General features: G+C 54.5%; 14 protein-coding genes. 5 read left to right on the top strand and 9 right to left on the bottom strand.

Going from position 1 to position 16,313, the window contains the following annotated elements:
• Positions 1-97 precede the first annotated feature (97 nt).
• From HMPREF9141_RS06150 to HMPREF9141_RS06140, 3 genes are all read left to right on the top strand, one after another.
• A complete protein-coding gene (locus HMPREF9141_RS06150) occupies positions 98-1,183 on the top strand; it encodes a sensor histidine kinase (protein WP_007367731.1) in 1,086 nt (361 codons plus the stop codon).
• 93 nt (positions 1,184-1,276) lie between these two features.
• Entirely contained in the window at positions 1,277-2,266 is a 990-nt protein-coding gene (locus HMPREF9141_RS06145) for an aminodeoxychorismate synthase component I (protein ID WP_007367730.1), read from the top strand.
• Complete coding sequence (locus HMPREF9141_RS06140) at positions 2,250-2,855, top strand: aminotransferase class IV (RefSeq protein ID WP_007367729.1); 606 nt, start codon at positions 2,250-2,252, stop codon at positions 2,853-2,855. Before HMPREF9141_RS06145 ends, HMPREF9141_RS06140 begins: the two co-directional genes overlap by 17 nt.
• Positions 2,856-3,077: 222 nt before the next feature.
• Here HMPREF9141_RS06140 and HMPREF9141_RS06135 read toward each other — a convergent pair whose 3' ends face one another.
• Positions 3,078-4,052 (bottom strand): phosphatase PAP2 family protein, encoded by a 975-nt coding sequence (locus tag HMPREF9141_RS06135; protein ID WP_007367727.1) that lies wholly within the window; start codon positions 4,050-4,052, stop codon positions 3,078-3,080.
• Between the two features lie 25 nt (positions 4,053-4,077).
• On the bottom strand, positions 4,078-5,067 hold the full coding sequence (locus tag HMPREF9141_RS06130) for an NAD-dependent epimerase/dehydratase family protein (protein WP_007367726.1): 990 nt from the start codon (positions 5,065-5,067) through the stop codon (positions 4,078-4,080).
• Positions 5,068-5,288: 221 nt separating this feature from the next.
• Between HMPREF9141_RS06130 and rnr the strand changes: the two genes are divergently transcribed.
• On the top strand, positions 5,289-7,568 hold the full coding sequence (rnr, locus tag HMPREF9141_RS06125; protein WP_007367724.1) for a ribonuclease R: 2,280 nt from the start codon (positions 5,289-5,291) through the stop codon (positions 7,566-7,568).
• A 1,014-nt stretch (positions 7,569-8,582) separates the two neighbouring features.
• On the opposite strand, the gene cysS is transcribed toward rnr, so the two are convergent.
• Entirely contained in the window at positions 8,583-10,070 is a 1,488-nt protein-coding gene (cysS, locus tag HMPREF9141_RS06120; RefSeq protein WP_007367721.1) for a cysteine--tRNA ligase, read from the bottom strand.
• Positions 10,071-10,226: 156 nt separating this feature from the next.
• Between cysS and HMPREF9141_RS06115 the strand changes: the two genes are divergently transcribed.
• The gene (locus tag HMPREF9141_RS06115; protein ID WP_040554604.1) at positions 10,227-10,547 is read left to right on the top strand and encodes a heavy metal-binding domain-containing protein; all 321 of its coding nucleotides are present in this window, start codon (positions 10,227-10,229) and stop codon (positions 10,545-10,547) included.
• A 170-nt stretch (positions 10,548-10,717) separates the two neighbouring features.
• On the opposite strand, the gene lgt is transcribed toward HMPREF9141_RS06115, so the two are convergent.
• The 6 genes from lgt to HMPREF9141_RS06090 all read right to left on the bottom strand — a co-directional run bounded on the left by lgt (position 10,718) and on the right by HMPREF9141_RS06090 (position 15,632).
• Positions 10,718-11,560, bottom strand: a complete 843-nt coding sequence (gene lgt, locus HMPREF9141_RS06110) for a prolipoprotein diacylglyceryl transferase (protein WP_007367719.1) — start codon at positions 11,558-11,560, stop codon at positions 10,718-10,720.
• A 96-nt stretch (positions 11,561-11,656) separates the two neighbouring features.
• A complete protein-coding gene (gene ychF, locus HMPREF9141_RS06105; RefSeq protein WP_007367718.1) occupies positions 11,657-12,760 on the bottom strand; it encodes a redox-regulated ATPase YchF in 1,104 nt (367 codons plus the stop codon).
• 42 nt (positions 12,761-12,802) lie between these two features.
• Positions 12,803-12,970, bottom strand: coding sequence for a hypothetical protein (locus HMPREF9141_RS13365; RefSeq protein ID WP_156792438.1), 168 nt, complete (start codon positions 12,968-12,970; stop codon positions 12,803-12,805).
• Between the two features lie 13 nt (positions 12,971-12,983).
• Entirely contained in the window at positions 12,984-14,054 is a 1,071-nt protein-coding gene (rnc, locus tag HMPREF9141_RS06100) for a ribonuclease III (RefSeq protein ID WP_007367717.1), read from the bottom strand.
• Positions 14,044-15,306 carry a beta-ketoacyl-ACP synthase II gene (gene fabF, locus HMPREF9141_RS06095; protein WP_007367716.1) on the bottom strand — a complete coding sequence of 421 codons (1,263 nt, stop codon included), beginning with the start codon at positions 15,304-15,306 and terminating at the stop codon, positions 14,044-14,046. Before fabF ends, rnc begins: the two co-directional genes overlap by 11 nt.
• A gap of 89 nt (positions 15,307-15,395) precedes the next feature.
• On the bottom strand, positions 15,396-15,632 hold the full coding sequence (locus HMPREF9141_RS06090) for an acyl carrier protein (protein WP_007367715.1): 237 nt from the start codon (positions 15,630-15,632) through the stop codon (positions 15,396-15,398).
• Between the last annotated feature and the right edge of the window lie 681 nt (positions 15,633-16,313).

Raw genomic sequence — 16,313 nt, 5'->3', positions numbered from 1 at the left:
TATCCTGAATGTTAAAAATGAAGACGAACAGTGTAAAAGTAAAAATGTAGTATGGAATCCGCTTGTTTCTTTCCGTTTAAAAGCCTATCTTTGCAGCATGAAGACAATGGAGGAAATAAAGAAGCTGTGTGTGAGCCGCCGCAACCTGTCCGTCCTGGGCGTACAGGTGGGAATCTATGCGCTGCTCGTCTCCATCTGGTCGCTGGTCATCATGCTGCTCGAACACGATGTCGATGCCGCCAAGGAGTCGATGCGCGTCAATGCCTTCGTGCTGTTCCTGCTCCTTACCGTCTTCATGGCGAACTTCTACCTGCTTGTCCCCTATCTCTTTGAAAAGAGGAGCAAGGTGAAGCAGTGCGCCTTCTGGATTATCAATCTGCTTTTCATCCTGTTGTGGAACAAGCATATCTTTTCCATCTACAACGCCGACCTGCCCGACACTACCATCCGGATCGGATTCTACCAGTTCGGCGTGATGTGGACGATTCTCAATTATGCCATGGTGGTCGCAGCCATCTTCGTGCGCTACTATATCCGCCACAACACCCTCCGGAGGCAGCTCCGCGAGCAGAAGCAGAAGATGACCGAGGCCGAACTGGCATGGCTGAAGAACCAGCTGAACCCGCACTTCCTCTTCAATACGCTCAACAACATATCATCGCTGACACAGACGAGCCCGAACAATGCGCAGAAGGCCATCGGGCAGCTGTCCGAACTGCTGCGCTACGCACTCTACGAGACGCAGCCCAAGGAGGTGAGCCTGAACGGCGAGATCGCCTTCATCAAGAACTACATCAACCTGATGACGCTGCGGTCGGGCAGCAATGTGGAGATAAAGAGCGAATTCGTCATCCACAACTCGCAGCTCCTCATTGCACCGCTGGTGTTCCTGACACCCGTCGAGAATGCCTTCAAGCACGGTGTGAGCGGCAACAGGCCTTCGTTCATACACATATCCATCACGGAAGACAAGGGAGAAATCATCTTCTTGTGCGAGAACAGCAACTACCCGAAGACCGACATGGACAAGAGCGGAAGGGGCATCGGACTGGAGAACATGTACCGCCGGCTGGAGCTGATCTATCCTGAAAGGTATCAGATTGAGCAGCGCATCAGCAAAGGTACCTATCTTATCAGAATCACCATTAAGCCTTGCCGGAAGACCAGTCCTCCAAAGGTATGATTCGCCCATTATCACTTATCCTCACTTATCCTCTCTTATCCTCTCCCATCCCGCCTATCATCGCTTATCCCCGCCTATCTCCCCCTCCAAAATATGACTCCATACAATCAAGAACACGCCATCCAGCGCATGAATACGCTGGCAAAGAACGGAAAAGACTTTGTCTTCATCATCAACTACAAGGCCGACTGTGCCTATGTGGAAGAGACGGCGGCGGTCGACCCTTCCGAACTGCTTTTCTCCTTTCCTTCGCTTGGCAACATACCCGAGGACGAGACCGGCACAGTCGGGCCGGTAGAGTGGCGCGCCGAGCCGCCCTCAAGGGGGGACTACGAACGGCGCATCAGCCTTGTGAAGCAACGGGAGCGGGAGGGAGACAGCTATCTGGCCAACCTGACGTGCAGGATTCCTGTCCGTACCAACCTCTCGCTGCACGACATCTTCATGCGTTCCAAGGCGTTGTACCGCTGTTGGCTGAAGGACCGCTTCGTCTGCTTCTCTCCCGAGATATTCGTCCGTATCAACGGAGAAGGCGTTGTCAGTTCCTTTCCGATGAAGGGGACGATTGATGCCACACGCCCCGAAGCGGAGAAGGAACTGATGGAAAACAAAAAAGAAGCTGCCGAGCACGCTACCATCGTCGACCTTATCCGCAATGACTTGAGCATGATAGCAGAGAAAGTGCAGGTGAAACGCTACCGGTATGTCGACCACGTGATGACGAACAAGGGTGAAATCCTCCAGACGAGTTCGGAGATTACAGGGCAGCTTCCTGCCGGCTACCGCGAGCACATCGGCTCCCTGCTCTTCCGCCTGCTCCCGGCCGGTTCCATCACGGGTGCCCCTAAACAGCGTACCATGGAGATCATCCATGAAGCCGAGGGCTATGACAGGGAATTTTATACGGGTGTGATGGGGTGTTACAGCAAAGGGACGCTGGACAGTGCGGTGATGATCCGCTTCATCGACCAGGACAGGGACGGACAGCTCCACTACAAGGCAGGGGGCGGCATTACGGCGCAGAGCAATAATGATGACGAATACAAGGAGGTGATAGAGAAAGTTTATGTGCCGATATATTGAGACGATAAGGGTCGTAGACGGACACGTCTGCAACCTCGCCTACCACGAGCAGCGGATGAACCGCACACGCAGAGAGGTGCTGGGGATGATGGACCGGCTGCGGATTGCTGACCTGCTGGAGTCTGTAAGCCTGCCCATGGGCTGCTCGAAGCTGCGTTTCGTCTATGACAGGGAGGGCATCCACGACCTTACCTGTACGCCTTATGCACCCCGGCAAATCAACTCCCTGCGCCTTGTCTGCGACAACGGCATCAGCTATCCTTACAAGGCTGAAGACCGCTCCGTACTCGACAGGCTGAAAAAACGGCAAGGTGACTGCGACGAAATCCTCATCGTCCGCAACGGTCACCTTACCGATACCTCCTATTCCAACATCGTACTCTACGACGGCCGGCAATGGTTTACGCCCTCTACCCCACTCCTTTGCGGGACCATGCGGCAGAGTCTGCTCGACAGCGGACGGATCCGGGAACGTGAAATCAATGTCGCCGACCTCACCCACTATCAGCAGATAAGTCTCATCAATGCTATGATTCCGCTGGGGGAAGTCGTGCTGCCGGTCAGCAGGATCGAGCCGTTGGAAGTCTGACACCGGGGCTTTTCCCGTCATGATTCGCAGCCGCAGGATGACAGTTTTTCCAGTCGGTCATCGTCTGCAATTTGAATCCCGACTTTGGACGCATCAACTTCTCTGTAGTCTGAGTTGCGCTGCCCGGTGATACACCGGCCGGATAAAGCAGGCCGCTTCCCTTTGAGGCAGGTTCTAAGAACATGCCTTAAGCCCACCGCTTCCCCGCCCGGTCTGCCCGGTTCACTCCTTGTTCATCATCGGACGCGATACCCGCAGGAGGATGGCAAAGAGGATGCAGGCCGTGAGGAAGCCGGCGATGGCATCAACGAGGTAATGTGCCTGGATATAGACGGTGGCACAGCACAGCAGGAGATAGAAAGGTGCGAGGACGGCAAGCAGCCGGTAGTTGCGGTCGTGCCAGAGGAGCAGCATGCAGATGGTGCTGACGCCCACGTGCGAACTCGGGAAGGCGGCCGTCGGGCGTTCGCCGGCGGCCTTGGCATCTTCGACGAGATGATAGAATATGCCGTCGGTGAATCCCGGACTGGGCAGGCACGCCTGGTGGTGGTTGAAGTAACCGTGCAGACTGGGGAAGACACCCGCCGTGATGTTCTGCAATCCTACCGCCTTGTAATAGAAGGTAGGTCCGGCGACAGGCACGAAGATGAAGACAACGTAATAGATAAAGAAGGAAGCCAGGATGATGAAGGCCGCCCGGTTGAACTCCCGGTATTTCCATCCGAAGTAATAGACGGCTGTCGCGGCGATCATCGGGTAATAGGCGGCATACCCCATGTCGAACAGCTCGCTGAAGACATGACCGGGGAGAACCTTTGAAAAGAGCAAGGCGGGCTGGCAGCCGAAGAGCGACTGTTCCCAGGCGGCAAAGACATGGTCGAGGTTGGGCAGGTGACGGTTGATCTCGTAAGTGTCCGGATACCACCAGGCGAGCAGTGCCATCTGCACGGCGACACGTGCGAAGCGGGTCAGCCGGCAGGGTGCCATGCGGTAGACGATCCACATGGCGGCGGTCAGGGCGATGATACGGAGTCTTCCGAGGAGCATTGCCTGCGGATTCTTCATGCTGGTGTACATGAAGAGTATGAGGAAAAGCGTCAGCAGCAGGTAGCCCATTGCCACCCATTCAAAAGCCATGAGTCCCTTTACGGGATGCTTTTCTAATCTGAATAGTTGTTTCATTGTTTCTGTTGTCATTGGACTGGCAGGTACGGCAGGCCGCTTACAGCCAGCCGGCCTTCTTGTACCAGGCTATGGTCTCCTTCACTCCCCGCCTGAGGTCGTACTGCGGGCGGTAGCCCAGTTCCTCAATTGCGGGACGGATGTTGCAGCGCCAGTTGCGTTGTCGGAGTATCTGGTACTTGTCGTTGTTCAAGGCCGAGATCCTGCCTGTGAGGTGTCCGGCAAGGTCGCCGAAGAACGTCACGATGCGCAGTAGCCAGAGGGGGGCGGTGATGCGGATCCGCCACGGACGGCCCAGTTCCTCATGGATGAGGTCGCTGAAGTCGGTGCTCCGGTAGACGTTGCCGTCGCTCAGGAAGTAGGCGCTGCCTGTCTTCCCGTGGTCGAGGGCGAGGAAAACGGCCTGCACGACATCCTTTACATAGACGAAGGTGATGTCCTGCCGGCGGTAGCCTGCGGCGAAGTCGGTGTGTCCCTGGATGCTCTTCGCCATCAGGAAGTAGTCCTTTTCGCGAGGCCCGTACACGCCGGTGGGTCGCAGGATGACGCAAGGGAAGGAGGAGGGAATCGAAGCCTCCGCCTCCAGCTTGCTCTTTCCGTACGCCGTGTTGGGCCGCGGCGTGTCCGTAGGTTCAATCTCCCCGTAAGGCTGCTGTTCCCTGATAGCGCCGAAGATGCTGAGACTTGACAGGAAGACAAAGCGTTCCAGAGGCTGTCCGAGCTCCTGGAGCGCCTGCACGAGCTTGCGGGTTCCGTCACGGTTGACACGGAAGAAGTCTTCTTTGTCCAGACATTTCGTCACGCCCGCGGCGTGGACTACATAGTCAAACGCATGTCCCGAGAGCTGTTCCTTCAGTCTGTCGACGGATGAGAAGTCTAATTCTATGAAATGAATACGCTCATCCCGCAGGTATTCCCGTGAGGAGGAAGGGCGTACGGCAGCCCAGGTTTCCATGCCTTTCAGCAGCGCTTCTTCCACGATGAAGGAGCCGATGAAGCCTGACGCACCTGTTATGAGTATCTTTTTCATTAAAAATTTGTTGCAAACGTTTGCAAAGATACAAACTTTTTCGTTACTTTGTGGAAAATAACAAAACTCAAGTCACCCCCTTCATGTGTTTTGTACGTATAGCGACAGGTTGCAGCCGTTCTGCCGGCCGTCTCTTCCGAGGCTTCGTACATCATTATCCATGGCTGCTGCAGATGTCTCCGGAGAGACCTGTGACTTGGGGCCAAACGATTGATTCCACTATGAGGAAAGAAAAGAAAGACAGCAGGCGACTGACCAAGAAGCAGCTTTCGGAGAAGCTGACCGCTCTCTTCCAGTCGCAACCCGACGAGACATTCAGCTTCAAACAGATATTCCATGCACTGAAACTGAAGACGCATCCGGCCAAGATGCTGGCAATAGACGTGATGGAGGAGATGGCCTGGGACGACTTCCTGTCGAAGGTGGGCGACGGCGCTTATACGCTCAACACCAAGGGACAGGTGCAGGAAGGTACGTTCATCCGGAAGGCGAACGGCAAGAATACGTTCCTGCCCGATGACGGCGGAACACCGGTCTTCGTCTCCGAACGCAACTCCATGGCTGCCCTGAACGGCGACCATGTGCGGGTACAGTTCATGGCCCGCCGTCAGAACCACATAAAGGAGGCAATGGTCATCGAGATACTGCAACGGAAGAAAGACACCTTCGTAGGAAGGTTGCGGGTCGAGAAGGACATTGCCTTCCTCGTAACACAGGAGAACCTCTTCATCCATGACATCCTGATTCCGAAGAAGAAGCTGAAAGGCGGGAAGACGGACGACCGTGCGCTGGTGAAGATTACCAGGTGGCCGGATGCCGACCACAAGAACCTCGTGGGCGAGGTGGTGGATGTGCTGGGCAAGGCCGGCGACAACGACGTGGAGATGAACACCATCCTCGCCCAGTACGGTCTGCCTTACAAGTATCCGAAACGTGTCGAACAGGCTGCCGAGAAGATCAGTGCCGAGATTACGGAGCAGGACTTCAAGGAACGGGAGGACTTCCGGGACGTGTGGACCTGCACGATAGACCCGAAGGATGCAAAGGACTTCGACGATGCGCTCTCTGTCCGGAAGCTGAAGAACGGACTGTGGGAAGTGGGCGTACACATCGCCGACGTGTCGCATTATGTGAAGGAAGGAGATATCATCGACCGTGAGGCGCAGCAGAGGGCGACATCGGTCTATCTCGTCGACCGCACCATCCCGATGCTTCCCGAGCGGCTGTGCAACTTCATCTGTTCGCTCCGCCCGGACGAGGAAAAGCTCGCTTTCAGCTGCATCTTCAACCTGGATGAGGAGGCCAACGTGAAGGCTTACCGCATCGTGCATACTGTCATCAAGTCGAACCGCCGTTATGCCTACGAAGAGGCACAGCAGCTGCTGGAGGACAATGGGGTGGTGGACGGTACGGGCGAGCCTGCCCCGAAGCCCGGGAAAGCCGGTTACAAGGGCGAATATGCCGAAGAGGTGATTACGCTCGACCGCCTTGCGAAACTTCTCCGTGCCCGCCGCTTCAAGAAGGGGAGCGTCAAGTTCGACTCGGAAGAGCTCCACTTCGACGTGGATGAGAAAGGGAAGCCCATCCGCTGTTACTTCAAGCGGTCGAAGGATGCAAACAAGCTCATCGAGGAATTCATGCTCCTGGCCAACAAGACTGTGGCCGAAAGCATCGGAATAACGGAGAAAGGGAAGAAAGCGAAGACCCTTCCTTACCGTGTCCATGACAATCCCGACCCGCAGAAGTTCGAGAACCTGCGTGAATTTACCGCCAAATTCGGCTACAAGCTCAAGTCGTCCAGCACCAAGGGGGCTACTGCCCGTGCGCTGAACAAGCTGATGGACGAGGTGCAGGGCAAGCGGGAGGCGAAAGTGATACAGATGATCGCGCTCCGTTCGATGATGAAGGCGAAGTACACCACACACAACATCGGACACTTCGGACTGGCCTTTGACTATTACACCCACTTCACCTCGCCGATCCGGCGTTACCCGGATACGATGGTCCACCGCCTGATCACGCGCTACCAGCAGGGCGGGCGGTCTGCCAACAAGGAGCATTACGAGGATCTGTGCGAGCATTGTTCGGACATGGAGCTCGTTGCCCAGAATGCGGAACGCGATTCCATCAAGTACAAGATGGTGGAGTTCATGGGCGACCGCATCGGTGAATGCTACGATGCACACATCTCCGGCATCCAGAGCTTCGGCATCTATGCGGAGATCGATGAGAACCACTGCGAGGGCATGATACCGATGCGCGACCTCGATGATGACTATTATGAGTTCGACGAGAAAAACTACTGCCTTGTCGGCCGACGGCATCACCACGTCTACCGGTTCGGCGATCCCGTCCGCATCCAGGTGGCGAAAGCTGACCTGGAACGTCGCCAGCTCGACTTCACGCTCGACGACGGCCGTCCGCCGAAGGTCAGGCAGGCAGCAGCAGCCGATGCGGCCGGATATGGAAGGAAAAAGGGAAAGAAAAGGCGCAGGAGGTAATGCGCCGTACCGTCATGAAGCCGGTTTAGGTGAGGTTACGGTCGCAGGGGGGTCGTCAACATGAACGGTGTCTGCCGCCGGTTCCCCATGACGGGCATCAGCACGGCCGGTGTCTTCCGGCGGTCTGGCACGTGACGTCCACCAGTGCTTCGGCAAGAGGGGGAAGGCAGCTTCCGTCCTGTCGCTATATGGCAGGATGCCGGCGGTCGGCTTCTATGGGCCGGAATAGCCGGGCAGCCCCCCGATAGGCTATATAAGGGTTCTTCCGCTAAATGCGTAGATTGGAAACTGATGAAAGGCTTATGCACTTGCATGGCATGACTGTCCAAAATCGGATGGCCTTGCAAAGGAGGATAAACTACGGGATAAAATGCAGGAAAGACAGATAGATACGATGCCTGTCCATCAGCCCGTCTTCTACAGACAGCTTATTCCCCTATCATCGGTATTTGTAAACTGTTTTCATGCAACGCAAAGCAACACATGCCCTTTTAGCCTCTAAAAGATGCCTGATTGGCCTGCAACAGATGCCCTTTTAGCGTGTTACTAACGCCCTTTTGAAGCCCAATCAGGCACCTTTTTAAAACGGCTTGGCAACCAATTGATTTACTGCTGGTTAGAAACTTGCTTTTTGTACGTTTTTTTTATATTTGCAGATGATCCGTCTGAAATTATGTAATGGTTTTTCAAGACCTTGTCTGTATTTTCAATGTATTAAAATGAAAAGCCTTTTGCATCGGAGGATGATGATAGCCAGTTGACGGTCCTGACCATGTTTTTGTTGAATGAATCACTCTGGTTTTTCCGCTAAAGCTATACGAAGAGCATCCGCGCATTTAACGGAAGAACCCATATAAATAAGGTTTATCCCCCAATAGGGGGATGCCTGCATAATGGTTCGGTCAGAAACGCAGGAACGCAGGGACGACACGGATGGATTTGTCCATAAGCAGCCTTTCCGGCGGACAAAGGACCGTGCGTCCCTGCGTTTCTGTGTGTACAGGACGGACCTGTTCAGCGGTCGAGCTTCCACGTGACACCGTCCTTGGTGTCCTTCACCTGGAAGCCGGCAGCGGAGAGGGCGTCGCGGATCTGGTCGCTGACAGCCCAGTTCTTCTCGGCCTTCGCCTTGGCACGGAGGTCGAGCACCATATCGACAACCTTTCCATAAGCCTCCTCACGGGCATCATTGTCGGCACTGCGCTCGTTCTTCAGACCGAGGATGTCGAAGGCGAAGAGGTGCATCGCCTCCGTGAGTTCCTTGAGGTCACCGGCAGAAATCTGCGCTTTGTGGTCGATGAGGATGTTCACAAGATGGCAGGCCTCGAAGAGTTCCGAGATGACGGCAGGTGTCATCAGGTCGTCGTTCATCGCCTCGTAGCACTTCTTCCGGAAGGCCGATACGAACTTGCCGGTATTTCCGTCGGAGGCTGCGGAGGCCTGGATGCGGGCCAGGTCTTCAATGCCGTTCATCAGCCGTTCATAGCCCTTCTCGGCAGCCTGCAGCGCTTCGTTGGAGAAGTCGACCGTCCCGCGGTAATGCGCCGAGAGGATGAAGAAGCGGATGGTCATGGGCGAATAGGGCTGCGTGAGCGTCTCGTGCCTGCCGGTGAAGAACTGTTCGAGCGTGATGAAGTTGCCGAGCGACTTGCCCATCTTCTGTCCGTTGATGGTGATCATGTTGTTGTGCATCCAGTACTTCACCATCTGGTCGCCCTGGGAGGCCACGGCCTGTGCGATCTCGCACTCATGGTGCGGGAAGATGAGGTCCATTCCCCCGCCGTGGATGTCGAAGTGTTCGCCCAGATACTTCCGTCCCATCGCCGTACACTCGCAGTGCCAGCCGGGGAATCCGTCGCTCCACGGCGAGGGCCAGCGCATGATGTGTTCCGGCATGGCACGCTTCCAGAGGGCGAAGTCGGCCTGGTTGTGCTTCTCACCTACTCCCGCCAGCTCGCGCGAGTTGTTGATCATGTCGGTGAGGTTGCGCCCGGAGAGGATGCCGTAGTGGTGGTCCTTGTCGTATTTCTCCACATCGAAGTAAATACTGCCGTTGCTTTCATAGGCATATCCGTTGGCAAGAATCTGCTTTACAAGCTCTTCCTGCTCGATGATGTGGCCTGTTGCGTGCGGCTCGATGCTCGGCGGAAGGACGTTCAGCGCACGCATCGCATCGTGGTAACGGTTGGTGTAATGCTGCGCGATTTCCATCGGTTCCAGCTGTTCGAGGCGTGCCTTCTTCTCTATTTTGTCGTCGCCTTCGTCCGCATCATGTTCCAGATGTCCCACATCAGTGATGTTGCGCACGTAGCGCACCTTGTACCCGATGTGCCTCAGATAGCGGAAGAGAATGTCGAAGGTGATGGCAGGGCGGGCATGCCCGAGGTGCGGATCGCCGTAAACGGTAGGTCCGCAGACATACATGCCCACGTGGGGAGCTGCTGTCGGTTGGAAGAGTTCCTTCTTCCGGTGCAGCGTATTGTAAATAACCAAGTCTTGCATAAGAGAGCTGTTTATAATCTTTATGTTGCAAAATTACAAAATTATTATCAGCCTTCATACAATTGTGCGGTCTTTTTGCTACCTTTGCCGCACGGCGGTCCTGCCCGTGCAGGGAAGCTGCCGTTCGTTTTCAGAAACAATCAAAAACAAAATCTTATGATTATCACGACAACTCCGACCATTGAAGGTCATCCCATCCAAGCGTACAAAGGACTGGTAACAGGCGAGACCATCATCGGTGCAAACGTTTTCAAGGACTTCCTTGCCGGCATCCGCGACTTCATCGGCGGGCGCAGCGGTGCCTACGAGAAAGTGCTCCGTGAAGCCAAGGACACGTCACTTCAGGAGATGATGCAGCGGGCGGAAGAGCTGGGAGCCAACGCCATTGTCGGCATCGACCTCGATTACGAGACCGTCGGACAGGGCGGTTCGATGCTCATGGTGACGTGTTCCGGTACGGCGGTGAGTATCGTATAGGCCTGTACGGGAGAAACCGGAAAAGGTGTGCCGGAATATTCCAGCACACCTTTTCCGGTTCCTTTGTCTATCCTGGCCGGCTGCTGACAGCCATAGGAATGGGGCTTCCGTACTGCCTGCTCCGCCCCGGATGGGCACAAAATGCGGGGCAGTGGCGGTCTGACGGCCTGTTACGGCTGACTGTACTGCCTTCCTCTCGACCGCAGGATGGCCCACACACCGAGGGCGATGAGCGGAAGGCTGAGAATCTGCCCCATGTCGATGGGCAAGCCTGCCTCGAAGGCTTCCTGTACTTCCTTGGTGTATTCGATGACGAAACGGAAAGTGAAAATAAGCGTGAGGCAGAGACCGAAGTAGAGCCCTGTCCCGACCTTCTCCGGATGTTTCCGGTAAATCAGGAAGATGACAACGAAGAATACGAGGTAAGCAATGGCTTCATAGAGCTGCCCGGGATGGCGCGGGTGGGTGTCGACATTGTAGAAGATGAACGCCCACGGCACGTCCGTCACCTTGCCGATGATTTCCGAATTCATCAGGTTTCCAAGCCGGATAAAACAGGCCGTGATGCCCGAGCAGATGCCGAAGAAATCGAGCACCACCCAGGTGTTCATCCCCGACCGGCGGATGTAGAGGTAGAGTGCGATGAGCAGTCCGGCCACTCCGCCGTGGGATGCCAGCCCCTGATAGCCCACGTATTTCCACGATCCGTCGGCAAGGTGGTGGAAAGGAATGAAGATGGAGAGGAATCCGTCCCATGAAGTGAGGAAGTCCTGCGGCTCATAGAAGAGACAGTGACCCAACCGGGCACCTGCCAGTACGCCGAAGAAGACATAGAGGAAAAGCGGGTCGAACTTCTCGTCAGGGAATTTGTGCCGCCTGTAGAGCCACTGCATCAGAAAATAACCCAGGACAAGTCCCACGAGCCAGCACATTCCGTACCAGCGGACAGGAACCGAGCCGATGCGGAAGATCACCTCTTCGGGCTGCCAGGCGATGTAAAGTAGATTGTTCATAAGATAAAAGAAATCAGAACAGCCTCATCCTCGAATCCCTCTCCGGTGCATTCGGCCGGTGACCGTCGGTCTGGAGAAGGAATGGAGGGGAAGACGCTATACGTTGAACCTGAAGTGCATGATGTCGCCGTCCTGCACCACGTAATCCTTGCCTTCAATACCGAGTTTGCCGGCTTCGCGAATGGCAGCCTCTGAGCCATACCTGAGGTAGTCGTCGTACTTGATGACCTCTGCACGGATGAAACCTTTCTCGAAGTCGGTGTGGATGACGCCGGCACACTGCGGAGCTTTCCAGCCTTTGTGGAAGGTCCAGGCCTTTACCTCCATCTCTCCGGCGGTGATGAAGGTCTGGAGGTTCAGCAGGTGGTAGGCCTTCTTGATGAGCCGGCTCACGCCGCTCTCCTCCAGTCCCAGCTCTTCCAGAAACATCTTCTTGTCCTCGTAGCTGTCGAGAGACGCAATGTCCTCCTCGGTCTTGGCAGCGATGACCATGGCCTCCGCTCCCTCCTCGGCGGCAATCTGCTCAATCTGCCGGCTGTATTCGTTGCCGGTCTTGGCACTGTCCTCATCAACGTTGCAGACATAAAGCACCGGCTTTGTCGTCAGGAGGAAGAGGTCGTGGGCGGCCTGCTGTTCCTCCTTGCTGTCAAACTCCACGCTGCGGGCGTTTTTCCCCTGCTCCAGTACTTCCTTATAAGCCTCCAGGACAGACACCATCAGCTTGGCTTCCTTGTTGCCTGCTGCGGCTACCTTCTGCTGTTTCGAGAGCTGCGACTCGATGGTTTCGAGGTCCTTGAGCTGCAGTTCGGTGTCTATGATTTCCTTATCCTCAACCGGATTGACGGCCATGCCGCCCTCTCGTACCACATTGTCATCCTCGAAGCAGCGGACGACATGGATGATGGCATCGCACTCACGGATGTTGCCAAGGAACTTGTTTCCCAGTCCTTCGCCCTTTGAAGCACCCTTTACGAGTCCTGCTATGTCGACAATCTCACAGGTAGCAGGAACGATGCGTCCCGGATGGACAATCTCCGCCAGCTTGTTCAGCCGCTCGTCAGGAACAGTGATGACACCGAGGTTCGGCTCAATCGTACAGAAAGGGAAGTTGGCTGCCTGTGCCTTGGCACTGCTCAGACAGTTGAAAAGCGTGGACTTGCCGACATTCGGCAGTCCTACTATACCACATTTTAATGCCATGCTTAAATAAACGTTTATATCTCTGGTGCAAAAGTACACAATTTATTTGAGATAAGCGATGATAGGCGGGGATAAGCGGTGGTGACCTTTGAAGGATAGGCGATTGTAGGCGGTGATGAGCTGTGAGGAGTAGGCGGTGATAAGCGATGATAGGGGAATGAGCGATGATAAGCGGTGACGGGTCTTCCCTACCCTATCATCGCTTATCACCGCCCATCATCCCCTACGCTTCTGCCTCAAAGGCTTCCGCCTCGGCAGCCGCAATGATGGCCTCCCGGTCTTTCTCCTTTGAAGAAGAAGTATCAGGGGAGGTGTGATCTCCGGAGTTCTTTCCTGTCTCTGACCTCCGGGAGTCAGCCGGATGGTCTGTCTTCACTTCATCGGCGGCCGATGACTTCTCGTCGAACACTTCTTCCTGGAAGGGATTCTCATGCTTCTCGACCTCGATCTCAGACCCTACGATGAAATTCATGTCCTGTGTCGTTTCCGGCACATTCAGCACGGGTTCTTCCTCCATCTTCGTGCGGTTGGCCTTGGCCGAGAACACCTCGTCGATGAACTGCGGCTCACGGCGCAGCCGCTGGAGTGTCAGTTTGGAAGCCTCCTGCTGGCTTTCCTTCTTCGAATAGCCGCGCCCCTCGCCACATGGCAGTCCCTCCATGAGCACCTGAAAGTAGAAGGTAGGACTACCCTGCTTGTCCTTCTGGTTCTCAATCAGCTTGAATTCCATCTTCACCTTGTTCTTCTGGCTCCATTCGATGAGCTTCGACTTGAAGTTCACCTCCTTGTAAGCCACCTTGTCAATGTTGATGAGTTCGCCGAGAATCCGGGTCTTCATGAACTGCATGCAGGCATTGTAGCCATGGTCGAGATAGAGTGCGCCGACCAGCGCCTCAAAGGCATTACCCCCCAGATAACTGTTATGCGACGACGAATGGCCGTTGGAGAGAATCAACTGGTTGATCCCCATCTCCTTGGCCAGCCGGTTGAGCGTATCGCGCTGTACGATCTTCGACCGTGTATTGGTGAGGAAACCTTCGCGTTTCCCCGGGAAATGTTCGTAGACAATGTCGCCGACGATGGCATCGAGGATGGCATCGCCCAGAAATTCAAGTCGTTCGTTGTTTACGGGCTTTCCCTTTGCATTACGACGCGCTACGCTCTTGTGCAGGAGTGCAGTCTTGTAATAAGTGATATCGTGTGGGATAATGCCGATAATCTGGTACAAGGACAGATAAAGCTCCTTTTCCTTGCGGAAAGGGAGCCTTATTCTGTCGATAATATTATTCAGCATACTTCTTGAATACAACACAAGCATTGTGGCCGCCGAAACCGAAGGTGTTGCTGAGCGCAGCACGTACCTCGCGCTTCTGGGCCTTGTTGAACGTGAAGTTCATCTGATAGTCCAGTTCCGGATCCTTGTCATCTTCCTCGTGGTTGATGGTAGGAGGAACGATGTCGTTCTTCACGGAAAGGACGCACGCCATGGCCTCTACGGCACCTGCTGCACCGAGAAGGTGGCCGGTCATGCTCTTGGTAGACGAGATGTTCAGCTTGTAGGCTGCCTCGCCGAACAGCTCCTTGATGGCTTTCGCCTCGGAGATGTCGCCGACGTGGGTGGACGTGCCGTGGACGTTGATGTAGTCGATGTCCTCCGGCTTCAGACCGGCATCCTCGAGCGCCGCCTTCATGACGAGCTTGGCACCGAGTCCGTCCGGGTGGGAAGCCGTGATGTGATAGGCATCAGCCGACTCGCCTTCACCGATCATCTCGGCATAGATCCGGGCACCGCGGGCTTTCGCATGCTCCAGCTCCTCGAGGACCAGGCATCCTGCACCCTCGCCCATCACGAAGCCGTCGCGGCTTGCAGAGAACGGGCGGGAAGCGTGTTCCGGATCGTCGTTGCGTGTGGACAGGGCGTGCATGGCGTTGAAGCCCCCTACGCCGCAGGCGCAGATGGCAGCCTCAGCACCACCGCTGACGATGATGTCGGCCTTGCCGAGACGGATCTGGTTGAATGCCGCTGCCAGTGCGTTGCTCGAAGAGGCGCAGGCCGATGTCGTCGTATAGTTGGGACCGTGGAATCCGAAATGGATGCTGATCTGTCCGGCTGCGATGTCCGCAATCATCTTCGGGATGAAGAAGGGGTTGAACTTCGGGCCGTTCTCCGGATGGGTCGCATAGTAGCTCACCTCGTCCTCGAAGGTCTTGATACCGCCGATGCCCACACCGTAGATGACGCCGATGCGGTTCTTGTCGGCCGTCTCCAGGTCGATTCCCGCGTCCTTTACGCCTTGCATGGCGCTGATCATTGCCAGCTGCGTATAGCGGTCGAGCTTGCGGGCCTCCTTGCGGTCAATGTAGTCATTGATGTTCAGGTCTTTCACCTCGCAGGCGAACTGTGTCTTGAACAGGGACGTATCGAAACTTTTAATAGGAGCTGCACCGCTCTTGCCTGCCAGCATGTTCTGCCAGGTCTCCTCGGGAGTGTTACCCAACGGAGTAACGGCACCCAGACCTGTTACAACTACTCTTTTTAATTCCATGCGTTGAAATATAAATTAAAAAAGTAAAGCTAAAAAAAAGCCAAGCAAAGGGATTGGCTTTGCTTGGTGCTTTTATGTTGAGCAGATGCTTACTTAGCGTTCTCCTCAATATAAGAGATAGCGTCGCCTACCGTAGAGATCTTCTCTGCCTTGTCGTCTGGAATGGAGATGCCGAATTCCTTCTCGAACTCCATGATGAGCTCTACTGTGTCCAAAGAGTCAGCACCGAGGTCGTTTGTGAAGCTTGCTTCCGGCTTTACCTCTGCCTCGTCAACACCCAGTTTGTCTACGATAATAGCCTTTACCTTTGATTCAATTTCTGACATAATTGTAAGTTTTAATTTGTTTAATATTGATTTCCAAATTCTAAAATGCGCTTGCAAAGGAACTGTTTTTTTTCGATGTGTGCAAGTTTTTTGCTTAAAAAAGCACTTGGCACTGCACAAACTGTATATATGTGTGCAGGTTTTTTGCCCTTTTGTAACTTTATCTAACGATAAATCAAATGTTTATATCGCCTTGTTTAAACCATAATTATAATTCTGCACACCTGTCCGTAAGGGAGTGCAGGGAGGTGAAAAGCGGTTCTTCCGTTCCATGCGTGGATGCTTTTCGTATAGCTTTGACGGTAGAACCGAAGTGATTCATTCAACAGAGACATGGGCAAAAACGTCAGCTGTCCATCCTATTATTATCCTCCGATACAAAGCCCTTTTCATTTTGATACGTTGGAAATACAGACAAGGATCTGAAAAGTCTTTACATTGTTTCAAACAAATCAGCTGCAAATATACAAATACGTGCGAAAAAAGCGAGTTTGCAACCGGCAGTAAATCAACAGGTTGTCAAGCCGTTTCAAAAAGGTGCCTGATTGGACTCCAAAAGGGCGTTGGTAAGGCTCTAAAAGGGCACCTGCTGCAAGCCAATCAGGCCTCTTTTAGAAGCTAAAAGGGCATGTATTGCTTTGTATTGCATGAAAACAGTTTACAAATACCGATGATAGGGGA

It is taken from the genome of Prevotella multiformis DSM 16608, from assembly GCF_000191065.1.
GTDB lineage: Bacteria > Bacteroidota > Bacteroidia > Bacteroidales > Bacteroidaceae > Prevotella > Prevotella multiformis.
The sequence above is the reverse complement of the archived record's forward strand: the minus strand, read 5'-3'. Positions and strand labels throughout refer to the sequence as shown.